The 15,622-nt window shown below is 71.5% G+C and carries 15 protein-coding genes; 11 read left to right on the top strand and 4 right to left on the bottom strand.

Annotation, left to right across the window (positions count from 1 at the left end; all coding sequences use genetic code 11):
* The first annotated feature begins 128 nt into the window (after positions 1-128).
* From argH to AC1HC7_RS18250, 5 genes are read left to right on the top strand one after another with little or no spacing between them, the layout of a single operon-like run.
* Positions 129-1,523, top strand: a complete 1,395-nt coding sequence (argH, locus tag AC1HC7_RS18230) for an argininosuccinate lyase (protein WP_479498435.1) — start codon at positions 129-131, stop codon at positions 1,521-1,523.
* Entirely contained in the window at positions 1,520-1,840 is a 321-nt protein-coding gene (locus AC1HC7_RS18235) for a hypothetical protein (RefSeq protein ID WP_479498415.1), read from the top strand. The genes argH and AC1HC7_RS18235 overlap by 4 nt, the downstream gene beginning before the upstream one ends.
* Before the next feature lie 47 nt (positions 1,841-1,887).
* Positions 1,888-2,205, top strand: coding sequence for a DUF2834 domain-containing protein (locus AC1HC7_RS18240; RefSeq protein WP_479498416.1), 318 nt, complete (start codon positions 1,888-1,890; stop codon positions 2,203-2,205).
* A gap of 2 nt (positions 2,206-2,207) precedes the next feature.
* On the top strand, positions 2,208-3,476 hold the full coding sequence (lysA, locus tag AC1HC7_RS18245; RefSeq protein WP_479498417.1) for a diaminopimelate decarboxylase: 1,269 nt from the start codon (positions 2,208-2,210) through the stop codon (positions 3,474-3,476).
* Between the two features lie 35 nt (positions 3,477-3,511).
* Positions 3,512-6,415: a TIGR02302 family protein gene (locus AC1HC7_RS18250; protein WP_479499288.1), complete on the top strand. Its 2,904-nt coding sequence runs from the start codon at positions 3,512-3,514 to the stop codon at positions 6,413-6,415.
* A 91-nt stretch (positions 6,416-6,506) separates the two neighbouring features.
* Here AC1HC7_RS18250 and AC1HC7_RS18255 read toward each other — a convergent pair whose 3' ends face one another.
* Positions 6,507-7,427 carry a zinc-ribbon domain-containing protein gene (locus AC1HC7_RS18255; protein WP_479499289.1) on the bottom strand — a complete coding sequence of 307 codons (921 nt, stop codon included), beginning with the start codon at positions 7,425-7,427 and terminating at the stop codon, positions 6,507-6,509.
* Between the two features lie 297 nt (positions 7,428-7,724).
* Between AC1HC7_RS18255 and AC1HC7_RS18260 the strand changes: the two genes are divergently transcribed.
* The 3 genes from AC1HC7_RS18260 to AC1HC7_RS18270 are packed head-to-tail and all read left to right on the top strand — an operon-like array spanning position 7,725 to position 10,092.
* Positions 7,725-8,411, top strand: a complete 687-nt coding sequence (locus tag AC1HC7_RS18260) for a cell division ATP-binding protein FtsE (protein ID WP_479498420.1) — start codon at positions 7,725-7,727, stop codon at positions 8,409-8,411.
* Entirely contained in the window at positions 8,408-9,370 is a 963-nt protein-coding gene (locus AC1HC7_RS18265; protein WP_479499290.1) for a cell division protein FtsX, read from the top strand. Before AC1HC7_RS18260 ends, AC1HC7_RS18265 begins: the two co-directional genes overlap by 4 nt.
* The gene (locus tag AC1HC7_RS18270) at positions 9,367-10,092 is read left to right on the top strand and encodes a lysophospholipid acyltransferase family protein (protein WP_479499291.1); all 726 of its coding nucleotides are present in this window, start codon (positions 9,367-9,369) and stop codon (positions 10,090-10,092) included. Before AC1HC7_RS18265 ends, AC1HC7_RS18270 begins: the two co-directional genes overlap by 4 nt.
* Positions 10,093-10,166: 74 nt before the next feature.
* Here AC1HC7_RS18270 and AC1HC7_RS18275 read toward each other — a convergent pair whose 3' ends face one another.
* Positions 10,167-11,141: an HpcH/HpaI aldolase/citrate lyase family protein gene (locus tag AC1HC7_RS18275; protein ID WP_479499292.1), complete on the bottom strand. Its 975-nt coding sequence runs from the start codon at positions 11,139-11,141 to the stop codon at positions 10,167-10,169.
* A 286-nt stretch (positions 11,142-11,427) separates the two neighbouring features.
* The gene (locus AC1HC7_RS18280) at positions 11,428-12,603 is read right to left on the bottom strand and encodes a MalY/PatB family protein (protein WP_479498424.1); all 1,176 of its coding nucleotides are present in this window, start codon (positions 12,601-12,603) and stop codon (positions 11,428-11,430) included.
* A 129-nt stretch (positions 12,604-12,732) separates the two neighbouring features.
* On the opposite strand from AC1HC7_RS18280, the gene def (AC1HC7_RS18285) reads away from it, so the two are divergent.
* From def (AC1HC7_RS18285) to fmt, 3 genes are read left to right on the top strand one after another with little or no spacing between them, the layout of a single operon-like run.
* Positions 12,733-13,251 carry a peptide deformylase gene (gene def, locus AC1HC7_RS18285; RefSeq protein ID WP_479498425.1) on the top strand — a complete coding sequence of 173 codons (519 nt, stop codon included), beginning with the start codon at positions 12,733-12,735 and terminating at the stop codon, positions 13,249-13,251.
* Between the two features lie 3 nt (positions 13,252-13,254).
* Complete coding sequence (def, locus tag AC1HC7_RS18290) at positions 13,255-13,770, top strand: peptide deformylase (protein ID WP_479498426.1); 516 nt, start codon at positions 13,255-13,257, stop codon at positions 13,768-13,770.
* Position 13,771: 1 nt separating this feature from the next.
* Positions 13,772-14,704 (top strand): methionyl-tRNA formyltransferase, encoded by a 933-nt coding sequence (fmt, locus tag AC1HC7_RS18295; RefSeq protein ID WP_479499293.1) that lies wholly within the window; start codon positions 13,772-13,774, stop codon positions 14,702-14,704.
* A 192-nt stretch (positions 14,705-14,896) separates the two neighbouring features.
* On the opposite strand, the gene AC1HC7_RS18300 is transcribed toward fmt, so the two are convergent.
* A complete protein-coding gene (locus AC1HC7_RS18300; protein WP_479498428.1) occupies positions 14,897-15,601 on the bottom strand; it encodes a DNA alkylation repair protein in 705 nt (234 codons plus the stop codon).
* Positions 15,602-15,622 lie beyond the last annotated feature (21 nt).

Genomic DNA, 15,622 nt, shown 5'->3' on the forward strand with positions numbered 1-15,622 from the left:
GGACGAGGTCCCCGATGAACGACGACAGCACCACGCCCGGCGCGGTTTCGCAAGGCGCAAGCGGCCCCGGGGGCAATGCCAACGCCCCCCAAAGCGGCGCCAACGCCCCCCAAAGCGGCGCCAACGCCATGTGGGGCGGGCGGTTCGCCGCCGGGCCCGACGCGGTGATGGAGGCGATCAACGCCTCGATCGGCTTCGATCGCCGCCTCGCCGCGCAAGACATCGCCGGGTCGCGCGCCCATGCGCGCATGCTGTCCGCCACGGGCATTATCACGGATGCGGATCGCGCGGCCATCGATGCGGGGCTGCTCACGATCTTGTCAGAGATCGAGAGCGGCGATTTCGCGTTCTCGACCGCGCTCGAGGACATCCACATGAATGTGGAAGCGCGGCTTCGGGATCTGATCGGCGAACCCGCCGGGCGGCTGCACACCGCGCGCTCGCGCAATGATCAGGTGGCGCTGGATTTCCGCATGTGGGTGCGCGATCAGGCCGACGCGGCGATCGAGGGGCTGACGGCGCTGATCGGCGCGCTGCTCGGGCAGGCCGAGGCCGGAGCCGATCTGGCGATGCCGGGATTCACCCATCTGCAGGTGGCCCAGCCGGTGACCTGGGGCCATCACATGATGGCCTATGTGGAAATGCTGGAGCGCGATCGCGGCCGGTTTCGCGACGCCCGGGCGCGGATGAACGAATGCCCGCTGGGCGCGGCGGCGCTGGCGGGGACCTCGTTCCCCATCGACCGGGACGCCACCGCGCGGGCGCTGGGCTTCGCCCGCCCCTGCGCCAATTCGCTGGATGCGGTGGCGGATCGCGATTTCGCGCTGGAATTCCTGAGCGCCAGCGCCATCTGCGCCATGCATCTGAGCCGCTTCGCCGAAGAACTGGTGATCTGGTCCTCGGCGCAGTTCCGCTTCGTCACCCTGTCGGACCGGTTTTCCACCGGCTCCTCGATCATGCCGCAGAAGAAGAACCCCGACGCCGCCGAACTGGTGCGCGCCAAGGGCGGGCGCATCAACGGCGCGCTGGTGGGGCTGCTGACAGTGATGAAGGGGCTGCCGCTGACCTATTCCAAGGACATGCAGGAAGACAAGGAACAGGTGTTTGACGCCGCCGATTCGCTGATGCTGGCGCTGGCGGCGATGACCGGCATGGTCGCGGACATGACCCCGAACGCCGACAATCTGCGCGCCGCCGCCGCCACCGGATTTTCCACCGCCACCGATCTTGCCGACTGGCTGGTGCGTGAACTGGGCCTGCCGTTTCGCGAGGCGCATCACGTCACCGGCGCGCTCGTCAAGCTGGCCGAGGACAGGGGCTGCGACCTGCCCGACCTTGATCTCGCCGACATGCAGGCCGCGCATGCGGGGATCGCCGCGGGGGTGTTCGCGGTGCTGGGGGTGGAGAATTCGCTCGCCAGCCGCGCCAGCTACGGCGGCACTGCGCCGGCGCAGGTGCGCGCGCAGATCGCGCGCTGGCGCGCGGCGCTCGCCGCTGAGGCGGGCGCGGAGCCGGGGTCGTGAGCCCGCGGGCCGCGGCGCGCGCTGCGCTGATCCTGGCCTTGGCGCTGGGCGCGGGCGCCTGCGGGCGCAAGGGCGACCCGATCCGCCCGTCGCAGGCCGCCGCGCCTTCGGCGATCGAGCGCCAGCGCGATTCCGTGCTCAGCGACACCCTCGCCGGGTCCGGCGAGGCCCGGCCCGAGCGCCGCCCGGCGATCCCCTCGGCGGGCCGCGTCGCGCCCAGCGACCTCTACCCGCCGCGGCGCCTGAAGCCGGATCGTTCGCCGCAAGGGCAGGTGGCCCCGCGCCGTCTTGACGATGTGTTCAGCGAATCAAGCTGATTGTCGCAGCGCCGCTTCTCGTGCGCACAGATCCAGGGCTCCGCGCCATGTCGAAACTGCGACTGACCTATCTGCTGCTGGCCGTCATCGGGGCGCTTGCGCCGAATGCGCGGCTGATCGGCTGGCTGGCCGACAACGCCTGGTCGCCCGCCCGCCTGATCGCCGCCTGGAACGCCAATGACGCGGTGGCCGGGCTGGCGCTGGATCTGGGCGTCGCGGCCATTGCGCTCAGCGCGTTTATCGTGTCCGAATGCCTGGTGCGCCGGGATCGTCTGGCGCTGATCTGCGTGCCCCTGACCTACGCCGTCGGGGTCGGCTTCGCCTTGCCGCTGTATCTTTTCCTCCGATCCCGACCGATGGGCTGAGCATGGATTATTTTCTGTATCGCAATGGCGTGCTGCATGCCGAAGACGTGTCGATCCCTGCGATCGCGGGCGCGGTCGGCACTCCGTTCTATGTCTACTCAACCGCAACTTTGGAACGACATTTCAAGTTGTTCAACGAAGTTCTTGATGGTCTGGATCACCTTGTGTGCTACGCCATGAAGGCCAATTCCAACCTCGCGGTGCTGAAGGTGCTGGCCCGCGCCGGCGCCGGGATGGACGTGGTGTCCGAGGGCGAATTCCGCCGTGCGCTGGCGGTCGGGGTCCCGGGGCGGAAGATCGTCTTCTCGGGCGTCGGCAAGACGACGGGCGAGATGCGCTTCGCGCTCGCCAACGACGTGCGCCAGATCAATGTGGAAAGCGCCGAGGAGCTGGAAACCCTCGACGCCGTCGCCCGCTCCATGGGGCGGCGGGCGCCCATCGCGCTGCGCATCAACCCGGATGTGGACGCCAGGACCCACGCCAAGATCGCCACCGGAAAATCCGAGAACAAGTTCGGCGTGCCCATCGCCGCCGCCCGCGCGGTCTATGCCCGGGCCGCCGCGATGGCCGGGATCGAGGTGGTGGGGGTCGACATGCATATCGGCTCCCAGCTCACCGATCTTGCGCCCTTCGAGGCGGCGTTCGCGAAGATGGCGGATTTGACCCGGGCGCTGCGCGACGACGGCCACGCCATACGGCGGCTCGATCTGGGCGGCGGGCTCGGCATCCCATACGAAAAATCGGACGAGGCCCCGCCGCTGCCCTTCGACTACGGCGCGCTGGTCAGGCGGATGCTCGGCGATCTGGGCTGCGAGATCGAGATCGAGCCTGGCCGCCTGATCGCCGGCAACGCCGGATTGCTGGTGAGCGAGGTGATCTATCGCAAGCAGGGCGAGGGGCGGGAATTCCTGATTCTCGACGCCGCCATGAACGATCTGATCCGTCCGGCGATGTATGACGCCTGGCACGACATCCTGCCGGTGATCGAGCCCGCGCCGGGGACCGATCGCCGGCCGGTGGACGTGGTCGGCCCGATCTGCGAATCCGGCGACGCCTTCGCCAGGGCGCGCGATCTGCCGGTGATGCGCCCCGGCGATCTGGCGGCGTTCCGCTCCGCCGGGGCCTATGGCGCGGCGATGTCGTCGGAATACAATTCCCGGCCCCTGGTCCCGGAAGTGCTGGTCGAGGGCGATCAATTCGCCGTGGTCCGGGCAAGACCGTCATTTGACGAAATGCTCGCGCGGGATACCATCCCCGCATGGATGGCCTGAAGCGCGCCCCGCGATTCGGCCGGAAAGGCAGGCCGATGCCCAATGCGAGCGACCATGATCCGCTGGATCCCGCGGCCTCTGACGGGCCCCGGGGCGAGGATTCGAGCCGGGCTTCGGGCGGGGAGTCGGGCGGGGCGCCGCTGGGGGCGCCGGCCGGGACCCACGTCGCGGATCCCGTCGAGGATGGCGCCGCGGTCGATCCGGCGCTGGCCGCCGCGCGCGCCGCCGTCGACGGCGCCAGTCGCCGCGCCCGCCGCGCCCTGCTGCTGGAACGCCTCACCCGCGCCTTCTGGCCGGTCTGGAGCATCGCCGCGGGGTTTCTCGGGCTGGCGCTCACCGGGCTGCTGGAAACCCTGCCGATCTGGCTGCATCTGGCGCTGCTCGCCGGTTTCGCCTTCGGGCTGATCGCCGCCGTCATCGTTTCGCTGCGCCGCTTCCGGGCGCCGTCGCTGGCCGAGGGGCGCGCCGCGCTCGACGCGCAGGCGCCCGACCGGCCGGTGGCGGCGCTCGACGACGACCTGGCGGTGGGCGCCGCCGATCCGGCCTCGCGCGCGGTCTGGGCGCTGCACCAGCGGCGCATGGCGCAAAAGGCGCTGCGTCTGAAGCCGCCGCGCGCCAATCTGCGGCTGTCCTCGCGCGATCCCTGGGCGCTGCGGCTCTCGGCGCTGATCCTGCTGGTGTTCGGCGCCCTTGCCGCCGCCATGTCAGGGGGCGCCCGGCTCGAGGAGGCCTTCGCCCCCCGGCTGGCCGGATCGCGGGGCGAGACCGTCGCGCCCAGCGTCGAGGCCTGGGCCTCGCCTCCCGCCTATACCGGCGCGGCGATGATCTATCTCACCGAACGCATCGGGCAGGAGGTGGCCGTGCCTGCGGGGTCGGTGATCTCCCTGCGGGTCTACAACGCCCCCGTCGCGCCGACGCTGACGCAGGCGGTGACCGGCGCCGCGCCTGAATCGGGGCCTGAATCGGGGTCTGAATCGGGGCCTGAATCGGGGCCCGACGCGCCGCGCCCGGCGTTTTCGCCCATGGGCGACGGGGCCTATGACCTGCGTCTGCTGGCGCGGCGCTCGGGGCGCGTGGACATCGCGATCGGCGATGCGCCGCTGGCCTCGTGGCGGCTGACGGTCAGTCCGGACGCGCCGCCGGAGATCGGCTTTGACGGCCCGCCGGGGGCCTCGCGCAACGCGGCGCTGCAATTCGACTTCACCGCGCGCGACGATTTCGGCGTCGCCGCCGCCTGGGCCGTCATCACCCCGGATCTCGCGCGCCTGGACCCGGAGGCCGCGCCGCCGCCCGACGCCTATCCGCCGATCGAGATCGAACTGCCGCTGCCCTTCACCGGCGCGGTCACCGAGACCGCGCAGACCCTGTTGCAGGACCTGACCGCGCATCCCTGGGCCGGGCTGCCGGTCACCATCACCCTGTTCGCCGAGGACGCGCTGGGCCAGCAGGGCGCGAGCCCGCCCATGGCGGCGATCCTGCCCATGCGCCCCTTCTACGACCCCATGGCCCGGGCCATCGTGGAAGAACGCCGCGCCATGGCCTGGTCGCGCGACAACGCCGCCCCGGCCCTGCAGCGCCTGAAGGCGGTCACCGCCTGGCCCGAGGATTACTTCGGCGACAACATCCGCCCCTATCTGGTCCTGCGCACCGCCATGCGCCGCCTTGACTACGCGCTGCAGGACGGCCGCGTGCCCGCCGAGATCGAATCGGTGATCGAACTGCTGTGGCGCGCGGCGCTGCTGCTCGAGGACGGGGATCTGTCCAACGCCGCCGAACGCCTGCGCCGGGCGCAGGAACGCCTCTCCGAGGCGCTGGAGAATGACGCCTCCAACGAGGAGATCGCCCGCCTCACCGATGAATTGCGCCAGGCCATGAACGATTTCCTGCAGGAAATGTCGCGCCAGGCGATGCAGAATCTCGACCAGCTGCAGGATCAGGCCCAGGGCGGGCGCCAGCTCGACGCGCAGGATCTGCAGGACATGCTCGACGAGATGCAGAAGATGGCCGAGAGCGGCGAGCGCGAGACCGCGCAGGAGATGCTGCGCCAGTTGCAGCGGATGCTGCAGAACCTGCGCATGAGCGCGCAATCGCAAGGCCGGCAGGGGCAGCAGGGCGAGGAAGGCCAGGGCCAGCAGACCCTGCAGCAGCTTCAGGACATGCTGCGCCAGCAGCAGGATCTGGCGGATCGGTCCTTTGGCGAAATGCAGCGCCGCCAGGGCCAGCAGGGTCAACGGGGCCAGCAGGGTCAGCAGGGGCAGCAGGGGCGGCAGGGGCAGCAGGGGCGGGGCGACCGCCAGGGCTCGCCCGGGCAGGGCATGCCGCAGCAGGGTCAGGGCGGCCAGCCCGGCGCCGGCGGCCAGCAGGGTCAGCAGCCTTTCGGCCAGGGGCGGCGGCCGGGCCAGCGCGGCCTTGGGCAGGGCGAGGGCGGCAGCGGCGACGGAATCGGCGGCACCCGCCGCATGGCCCGGGAGCAGGACGCGTTGCGCCGGCTGCTGGAGGATCTGCGCGGCGGCTTGCCGGGCGGGCTGTCGCCCGAGGGCGAACAGGCGCTGCGCGACGCCGATCGGGCCATGGACGGCGCGCGCGGCGCGCTCGAACGCGATGCGCCCGGCGCGGCGCTCGACGATCAGGTCGAGGCCATGGAGAACCTGCGCGAAGGCGCCCGCCAGCTTGGCGAAGCCATGCGCCAGGCGGCGCGGCAGGGGCAGGGCAGCCGCGCCGCCAGCAGCGGCGCGGACGGGCGCGCCGCCGGGCGCGATCCGCTGGGCCGCGCCACGGCCAACAGCGGCATGCTCGACGGCGCCGACACCCATGTGCCGGGGGCCGCGGCGCTGAAGCGCGCGCGCGAGATCCTCGAGGAAATCCGCCGCCGCTCGGGCGACCGCAACCGCCCGGGGCTTGAGCTGGACTACCTGCGCAGGCTGCTCGACCGATTTTGATCTTTCGCGATCAGCGCGCGTTCCGGCATGCGCGCCCGTGGGGGCGAGGCGCGGCGCGCGTCAGTCGCCCGAACGCCCTGTCCGAAAACAATCAATTTCCCTGGGCGGCGTCCGGATCGTTGATGGCGGGATCCAGCAGGTCGGAGACCAGCAGGCGCGCCTTGTCGTAGAATTCGCCGCCGACCGCCTGCGCGTCCTCGGCCAGAATTCCGATCTCGACACGCGCCGTGTCCACGTATCGCCCGTAGGACTCGAGCGCCGGCGCCGCCGCGGGCACGGCCTCGGCGATGCGGCCGCGCTGCAGGTAGACCCCGGCCGCCGCGCCGCTGATGACCAGCGCCAGAATCACCCCGGTCCAGAAACCGCCGCGGCTCGGCGCCGCGGGCTCGACGAAGGCGTCGCCGCGCAGATCGGCGTTGAGCCGCTCGGCGTCAGGCAGCCGCACGGCGCCGCTGTCGTCGGTCTCGTTCCAGTTGACCGCGCCGGGGATGCGAACGCCGGCGTCCTTTTCGCCGCCGGCCGCGCTCAGATGGGTGACCGTCGCCGATGCGCCGTCTTCCTGCGCCCGATCACCGTCATCGTCATCGTCATCGTCACCGTCATCGGGTTGGTCGGCCGGCGCGCCGGACAGGTCGCCGGGATCCGCGGCCGCGGTCAACGGGGCGCGATCGTCAAGAATTTCGCCGGTCAGCGCGTCGGAACCGGCGGCCTGCCCGGCGGGCGCCTCGGAGTCGGGCCGGGCGCGAAGCCCGGCGGACAGGTCCGGCTCGGCGGGCGCGTCGGCCTCGCCGCCTTCGGGATCGCGCAGCGCCGCCATCGCCGCCGCAGCCTCGGCGAGGCCGGGCATTTCGGGGCGCGGTTCGGCGTCGGCGGGCGGTGCGGCGGCGGTTTGCGGACCCGGCTGGAGCCAGCGTTCGCCGCAGGCGCTGCATTCGACCACCCGGCCTTCCGGGCCGAAGGCCTCGTCCGGAGCTTCGTAGCGAGCGGGGCAGTTGGGGCATTTCAACAGCATGGCAATATGGATCCTCGGTCCGGAGTCTGGGGCGACGCCGCAACGACGCAACGCGAACTCCAGCAGTCATACTCCTGCCGCCCGCCGCCGCCAAGCGCCAAGGGCGCGGCGACCGGGGCGATGTCCCGTCCCCGCCCGACGCCGCGCGCCGGCGGGGGCGGCGCGCGATTGCGCTGCGCCGCGGCATCTGCAATTCTCCGCCGCGCCGGGCCGCGCGCATCCGTGCGGCGGCGGCGGCGGAATCGGCAGCCGCGGCGCGTCAGGCGCGTTGGCGGGGCCGGGGCGAGAGAGGCGGCGGTGATCGAGTTCAAGCGGGTTGGCTTTCGGTATGGCGGCGTCGATGCGCCGCCGATTCTCGAAGATGTGTCGGTGACTCTGGCGCAGGGCGGTTTCTATTTCCTCACCGGCCCCTCGGGCGCCGGCAAGACCACTTTCCTGCGCCTTTGCTACATGGCCCTGCGCCCGGTGAGCGGCGCGCTCAACCTGTTCGACCGATCGGCGGGCGAGGCGGGGCCGGACGAGGTCGCGGCCCTGCGCCGCCGCATTGGCATCGTGTTTCAGGAGGGCCAGTTTCTCGATCATCTGACCCTCGCCCAGAACATCGCCCTGCCGCTGCGCATCCAGGGCCGCCCGCGCGCCGTCTATCGCGAACATGTGGCCGAACTGATCGACTGGGTCGGCCTGACCGGGCGCGCCGAGGCCCTGCCGGCGGCGCTGTCCAGCGGCGAACGCCAGCGCGCCGCGCTGGCGCGCGCCATCATCGGCGGCCCCGACCTGATCATCGCCGACGAGCCCACGGGCAATGTCGACCGCGAGATGGGGCTGCGGCTGCTCGACCTGCTGCTGGCGCTGCACCGCCACGGCAAGGCGGTGCTGATCGCCACCCATGACCACGATCTGATCCGCGCCGCCAAGCGCGAGACCAGCGCGCGGGTGCTGCGGCTGTCCGAGCGCCGCGTCGAGCTTGCCGGGGCGGCGCTGTGAGCGAATCGACGGAGGAGGGGGCCTCGGGCGCGCCGGGCGCCGCCGCCGGCAGCCTGCGCGGCCTCTGGCGACGGATCGCCGGGGCCAAGGAGGCGCCGTTGGCGCCGCCCTCGGGGCTGATCGCCCGGCTGGTGATCTTCGTTGCCGCCGCCATGGGCTTTCTGGCGGTGGTCGCGGCGGGGTTCGGGTTGGCCGCCGACCGGCTCGCCGATCAATGGGCCGGGGATCTCGCCCGCGCCGCCACGGTGCGGGTGAGCGCGCCCGCCGCCCGAATGGACGCGGCGTTGGCCGTGACGCTGCGCGCGCTGGGTTCCGCGCCGGGGATCGCCGGGGCGCGGGCGCTCACGGATGCGGAGCAGCAGGCGCTGCTGGCGCCCTGGCTGGGCCCCGACGCGGCGCTGGAGGGGCTGAACCCGCCGCGCCTGATCGCGGTGACGCTGGCAGGCGGCGACGCGCCGCTGGACGCGGCGGGGATCAACCGGAGGCTGACAATGGAGCTGCCGGAGCCGGAGGTCTCGGCGATTTTCGACGATCATTCGCGCTGGCGCACGCCGCTGCTGCGCGCGGCGCGGGGGCTCAGGCGCCTGGCCTGGGGGGCGGTGCTGCTGTCGGCGCTGAGCGCCGCGGCGATGGTGACGCTGGCGGCGCGGGCGACGCTGGCCGCGAACCGGCTGGTGGTGGAGACCCTGCGGCTGCTCGGGGCCACCAACGATTTCATCGCCACGGCTTTCGTGCGCCGCTACACCCTGCGCGCCGCCATCGGCGGGGCGTTGGGGGCGGGGGCCGCGGCGCTGGCGCTGCGGGCGCTGCCGGATCTGGGCGACGCGGCGCCGGGCATGGCGCCGGGGCTGACCGGCGCCGGCTGGCTGGCGCTGCCGCTGACGCCGCTGATCCTCGGCCTCGTCGCCTACGCCGCCACGCGCTACGCGGTGCTGCGGGCCTTGCGGGAGGCGGAATGACAATGATGCAGTATTTGCGATCGCTGGTTTTCTTCGTGTTCATGTACGGGCTGATGCTGGTCATGGGGCTGATCTGCATGCCGCTGGCGCTGTGGTCGCGCGAAGGCGCCTGGTGGGTGCTGCGCCGCTACACCGACATCGTGCTCTGGGCGCTGCGCCGGATCTGCGGGCTCGGCACGGAAATACGCGGCGAGGTCCCCACGGGCGACGTGATCGTCGCCTCCAAGCATCAGAGCTTTCTCGACATCCTGATGATCGTCAACGCTCTGCCGCGGCCGAAATTCGTGATGAAGAAATCGCTGCGCTGGATGCCGGTGCTGGGTTTTTACGCCATGCGCATCGGCTGCGCGCCCATCGACCGCGCCGGTCGGGGACGGACCGTGAAGCGGCTGGTCGCGGACATGGCCCGCGACGAGGCCGATGCCGGGCAGCTGGTGATCTATCCGCAGGGCACCCGCGTCGCGCCGGGCGCGACGCTGCCCTACAAGGCCGGCGCCGGGGCGCTGTACGAGGCCCAGGGGCTGCCCTGCGTGCCGGCCTCGACCAATGCCGGGATGTTCTGGCCGCGGCTGGGGATCCTGCGCAAGCCGGGGCTGGCGGTGGTGGAGTTTCACCCGCCGATCCCGCCGGGGCTGGGGCGCAAGGCGCTGACGGCGCGATTGCGAGACGAGATCGAGGCGCGCTCGGACGCGCTGATGGCCGAGGCGCGCGCCCGGGGCTGAGGCGGCCCTTTTCGCAATTGTTTTTCCAGCCCTCGCGGCTTCGCCGCATCGGGATGGGCGCGCCGGCCGTCGGATCAGCTTCCGATCAGTTCGGCCTGGCGCACGATCACCTGCGCCTGCCGGATCGAGGCCAGATCCACCAGCCGCCCCTTGTAAACCGCCGCGCCCTGACCGGATTTCTCGGCTTCGGCCATGGCGGCGAGGATCTCGCGCGCCTCGCTCACCTGCGCCTCCGACGGGGTGAACACCGCATTCGCCAGCGCCACCTGCCTGGGGTGGATCGCCCATTTGCCCACCATGCCCAGCACCGCCGAGCGCCGCGCCTGGGCCAGAAACCCGTCCTCGTCGGAAAAATCGCCGAAGGGCCCATCGACCGGCAACAGCCCGTGGGTGCGGCAGGCGGCGACGATGGCGACGATCGGATAATGCCACGGATCGCCCCAATGCGTGGCGCGCGGCGCGTCGTCGGCGCCGTTCTCCAGCATGTAGTAATTGGCCTGGGTGCCGCCGATGCCGGTGGTCTGCATGCCCATGGAGGCGGCGTAATCCGCCGCGCCGAGGCTCATGGCGGTCAGGCGCGGCGAACTGGCGGCGATCTCCTCCACATGCTGCACCCCGGCGGCGGTCTCGATGATCACCTCGAAATCGATGCGCCTGGCGCGGCCCTTGGCGGTCTCGATCGCCGAAACCAGCGCGTCCACGGCGTAGACGTCGCCGCCATTGCCGACTTTCGGGATCATGATCTGGTCGAGCCGCCCGCCCGCCTGCTCCAGCAGCTCCACCACGTCGCGATACCAGAATTCGGTGTCCAGCCCGTTGATGCGCACCGACAGCGTCTTGGCCCCCCAGTCGATGTCGTTGATCGCGGCGATGACATTGGCGCGCGCCTGCGCCTTGTCGGCGGGGGACACGGAATCCTCGAGGTCGAGATTGATCACATCGGCGGCGCTGGCGGCCATTTTCCCAAAGATCGCCGGGCGCGAACCGGGGCCGAACAACTGGCAGCGATTGGGGCGGGAGGGCGCGGCGGGCTGGACCTTGAAGCTCATGGGGATTCGGACTCCGGCAAGAATGTTGCGTCAGTTTCGCGCCCAGCGATACGGTGTTGCGCCCGGATCTGTCAATGCCGCGATGCTGCGCCGCGGCATCGCTGTTTTGCGACTGCGGCGAACCGCCCGGACTCCGACGACGCGCCGCCCACCCCAAAGCTCAGGCGTCTGTTGCGGAATCCTGCGCAGGGCGGATCCCGATCCGCCATTGGCGGGGCCGACCCCCGCGCCCCGCCAGGCAATCCCGGCGCCGCGCCCGATTCGCCGCGGCCCCGACCGCAAGGACCTATTGCAGGTCGGCGAAGGCGTCCTGCATCCGGGTCACCGCCTCGGCCACCACCGCGCGGTTGGTGGCGAAGTTGAAGCGCATGAAGCTCTCGCCGCCCTTGCCGAAGGTGGATCCGACATTGACCGCGATCCGCGCCCGCTTGCCGATCCTCTCGACGATTTCGGCGCGCTGCATGCCGGTTCCCGAAAAATCGACCCAGGCGAGATAGGTGGATTGCATCTCCATGGAGCGCACCCCGGAAATGGCGTTCAGCCCCTCGTCCAGCAGCCGCCGGTTGCCGTCGAGATAGACCAGCAGCGCGTCGAGCCACGCGGCGCCGCCCTCGTAGGCGGCGGTCGCCATCAGCACGCCCATGCGGTTGAGCGTGCTGCCGCAGGCCAGCTGCACCGCCTGAAATCGCGCCCGCAGATCCGGGTCTTCGATGATCACATGCCCGGTCAGGGCGCCGGCGATGTTGAAGGTCTTGGTGGCGGCGACGCAGGTCACCAGCCGATGCGCGATCTCCGGCGCGGCGCGGTTCATCACCATGTGGGTCGCGCCCGGATAGACCAGATCGTTGTGGATTTCGTCGGACACCAGCAGCAGGTCGTGAGTTTCGCAGAAATCCGCCAGCGCGCGCAGTTCCGCGCGCTCCCACACCCGGCCGCCGGGATTGTGCGGCGAACACAGGATCACCACCCGTTCGGTTCCGTCGAGCGACGCGGCCAGCGCCTCCAGATCAAACGCGTAGCGCCCGTCGACATTGCGCAATTCGGACGCCACGATCCGGCGGTTGTTGGCGCGGATGATCTTGTGGAAGGCGTGATAGACCGGCGTGAACACGATCACCCCGTCGCCGGGCGCGCTGTAGGCCTGGATGCACAGCGCCACCCCGGCCACCAGCCCGTGGGTCGAGGAGATCCAGTCCGCCTCCACCTCCCATCCATGGCGGGTGTTCAACCAGTTCATGATCGCCAGGCGAAACGCCCGGTCATCGCCGAAATAGCCGTGGACGCCGTGTTTGACCGCCGCCGCCAGCGCCTCGTTCACCACGGGCGGCGCGCGGAAATCCATGTCCGCGACCCACATGGGGATGCCGTCCTCGGGGCTGACGCCGTAAAGCGGCTCCATCATGTCCCATTTGGCCGAATGGGTGCCGCGCCGGTCGATGACCTCGTCGAAATCGAAATTCATGGCCTGTGTCCCTGATTTGCCCGTCGCGAAGCTAGGACGCGCCGCGCCCGGCCGCAACCGCTGTCGCGCCCCGGCGCGCGGCGTCGCATCCGGCTTGACCCGCGCCGGGGCTTCGCTTACCTCGCCCCCATGACCCTGCGCCCGATCCTGATCCATCCCGATCCCCGCCTGAAAAAGGTCTGCGATCCCATCGCCGAGGTCGATGACGCGACCCGCAAGCTGATCGACGACATGCTGGAAACCATGTATGACGCGCCGGGCGTCGGGCTCGCCGCGCCCCAGCTCGGGGTCATCCGCCGGGTGTTCGTGATGGACGTGGCCAAGGACGACGCCCCGCCCGATCCCATGGCGCTGATCAATCCCGAAATCCTGTGGCAATCCGAGGAAACCCGGGTCCATGAGGAAGGCTGCCTGTCGATCCCCGAGATCTACGAGGACGTGACCCGCCCCGCCCGGGTGCGGGTGCGCTTCGTCGATCGCGACGGCGCGACATGCGAGGCGGAATTCGACGAACTCGCCGCCATCTGCGCCCAGCACGAGATCGACCACCTCAACGGCAAGTTGTTCATCGATTATCTCGGGGCGGTGAAACGCTCGCTGATCACCGGCAAGATGAAAAAGCTCAAACGCGAGCGCGCCAAGGGCTGAATCATGACCGTGCGCCCGTTCCTGCGCTATCCGGATCCGCGCCTGCGCACCTCCTGCGCGCCGGTGATGCGCGTCGATGACGAATTGCGCGCGATCTGGACCGACATGCTCGACAGCATGTACGCCATGCCCGGCGTCGGGCTGGCGGCGCCCCAGATCGGGGTGATGCGCCGCATCGCGGTGGTGGATTGCTCCGAGACCTGCGACCAGCCGATCCGCATGGCCAATCCCGAACTGGTCTGGGCCTCGCGCGAGACCGCGACCCGCCGGGAAGGCAGCCCCAACATCCCCGGCCTGTGGGAAAGCGTGTCGCGCCCCACGGCGGTGCGGGTGCGGTTCCTCGATGACGAAGGCGCGCTGCGCGAACGCATGCTGCTTGATCTCTGGGCGGTGTCGGCGCAGCACCAGATCGACCATCTGAACGGCATGGTGTTTCTCGACCGGCTGAAACCGGTGAAGCGGCGCATGGCGCTGGACCGGATGAAAAAGCTCGCGCGGCGGGCGAAAGGCGGAGGCTGAAATGCGGCTGATCTTCATGGGCACGCCGGATTTTTCGGTCCCGGCGCTGGAGGCGCTGATCGGCGCGGGCCACGACATCGCCGCCGTCTACGCCCAGCCGGCCCGCCCTGCCGGGCGCGGGCGAAAACCGCGCCCCGGCGCGGTGCAGGCCCGCGCCGCGGCGCTGGGCCTGCCGCTGCGCCAGCCGACGGATTTCCGCGATCCGGCGACGCGCGCGGATTTCGCCGCGCTCGACGCCGAGGCTGCGGTGGTGGTGGCCTACGGGCTGATCCTGCCGGGGCCGGTGCTGGAGGCGCCGCGGCGCGGGGCCTTCAACATCCACGCCTCGCTGCTGCCGCGCTGGCGCGGCGCGGCCCCGATCCAGCGGGCGATCATGGCCGGGGATTCCGAAACCGGCGTGTGCGTGATGCGGATGGACAGGGGGCTGGACACCGGTCCGGTGCTGGCCCGCGCCGCGACCCCGATCGGGCCGCGGGACACGGCCGGGTCGCTGCATGACCGGCTTGCCGCCATGGGCGCGCGGCTGATGGTCGAGGCCTTGCCCGGGATCGAATCCGGGGCCCTGGCCGCGATCCCGCAAGGCGAGACGGGCGTGACCTGCGCCGCAAAGATCGACAAGCGCGAGGCGCGGGTGGACTGGACCCGCCCGGCGGCGGAGCTCGATCGCCGGATACGCGGGCTCAGCCCGTTCCCCGGCGCCTGGGGCGCGATCGACGGCGCGCGGGTGAAATTCCTGCTGAGCGGCCTTGCGCCGGGCGGCGGCGGCGGGGGGCGGCCCGGCGAGGTGCTGAGCGCCGGCGACGGCGTGCTGGAGGTGGCGTGCGGGGATGGCGCGCTGCGCCTGCTGCGCCTGCAACGGGCGGGCAGGGGCGCGATGGATGCGGCGACGTTCCTGCGCGGGTTTCCGCTTCAGCCCGGGACCGTGTTGACCTGAGCGCCGGCGGCGGTGCATGCGCTCTCGCGAAGCGAGAGCGCCGGGCCGTCCCCTGCGGCGGCTGCGCCGCCGCGCCCGGCCTGCGGCCGGGATGCAGATGCAAGGCATCTGCGGGGACGGCCCGGGTCGCCGACTCGGCGAACAGGGCCGTGCGGCGCTGCGGGTTGCGGGGGCGGCGGAGACCTCGGGCGATCAGGCGATGCGGCGCAGGGCCTCGCGCCGCGCGAAGGGCGTCATGCGCGCGCCGTGGTCGTCGATGAAACGCAAGACCCGGGCCGGATCGTGGATGGACAGGCTGCGCAGCCACCAGCCGACGGCCTTCTGGATGAACCGGTCGTGGTCCTCGACATAGCGCTCCGCCCAGCCCAGCACCCGTTCGCGCCGGGCCTGATCCTCGGGCTTGAGGTTGCGCCCCCTGGCCCAGGGCAGGGTGAAGACCAGCGCCGCGCGCCTGGTCCACATCGAAGGCGCGGCGGTCCAGGCTTCGAGTTCATCCAGCCGTGCGGGATGCGCCGACAGCCGCCGCGATCCCGCCGCGGCGGCGTGGTCGGCGACGGCCCAGCCATCGAAATCCCCGACCCATGACGCGATCAGCGCCCAGACCTCGCCGTCATCGCGAATCCGCGCCTGGGTGAGCAGCTTGGCGGCGGCGATCCGCGCCTCGAACACGTCGCTGTCCCAGAGCCCGCGCGCCAGCGTCGCGCGGGCCGGAACCTCGCCGGCGCCAAGCGATTTCGCCGCCGCGCGCCAGTCCCGGCACAGCGCGTCGATCTGCGGATTGGCGACCCCGAGGCAGCGTCGCGCGGTCTTGTGATAGGCGGCCATCTGCGCCGCCTTTTCCGGGACGCCCAGGGCGGCGAGCGCGGCAAGCGCGGCCTGGCGGTCGGGCAGGATCATGGGCGCGCTTCCCCCGGACGG

Source organism: Oceanicella sp. (genome assembly GCF_056449545.1).